This window comes from Acidovorax sp. ST3 (assembly GCF_003231145.1).
GTDB lineage: Bacteria > Pseudomonadota > Gammaproteobacteria > Burkholderiales > Burkholderiaceae_C > Acidovorax.
Genome location: NZ_QKVP01000127.1, coordinates 1 through 530, shown reverse-complemented (window position 1 = coordinate 530; position 530 = coordinate 1). Strand labels below are relative to the sequence as shown.

Sequence of the window (530 nt, the reverse complement as noted above, 5' to 3'; positions counted from 1 at the left end):
CCTTGTAATAACCCGGCTCGTTGGAGACGATCATGCCGGGTTGCAGGGCGACGGCGTTCGGGGCCTTGGAGATGCGCTGCGGGCCCTCGTGGACGCCCAGATAGCTGCCGACGCCGTGGCCGGTGCCGTGGTCGTAGTCGAGGCCGGCCATCCACAGCGGCGCGCGCGCCAGGGCGTCGAGGGACGAGCCGGTGGTTCCGGCCGGGAAGCGGACGCCGGCGAGGGCGAGGTTGCCCTTCAGCACCAGGGTGAAACGCTGGCGCATCTCGGCGGACGGCTCGCCGATGGCCATGGTGCGGGTGATGTCGGTGGTGCCGTCCAGGCGATAGAACCACTTGGCTTCGCGGCTGACCTCGACGGTTTCGCTGGCGAAGTGCAGGTTACGGTTCTGGATGCTGGCCGCGGCGATGTCGGCGTTGCGCTCGACTTCGATGGTGGCGGACTCGTTGGACAACAGCGCAGCCTGGCCGGCGGCCTTGCCGGTGGCGTCCAGCGTGCCGCCCAGCCGCAGGTCGCCCGCGGCGTAGATC

1 protein-coding gene is annotated in these 530 nt (G+C 70.0%); it reads right to left on the bottom strand.

Annotated elements, in window-relative coordinates:
- On the bottom strand, window positions 1–530 hold a 530-nt coding region (locus DNK89_RS24645; RefSeq protein WP_203422588.1), incomplete at both ends, for a M24 family metallopeptidase.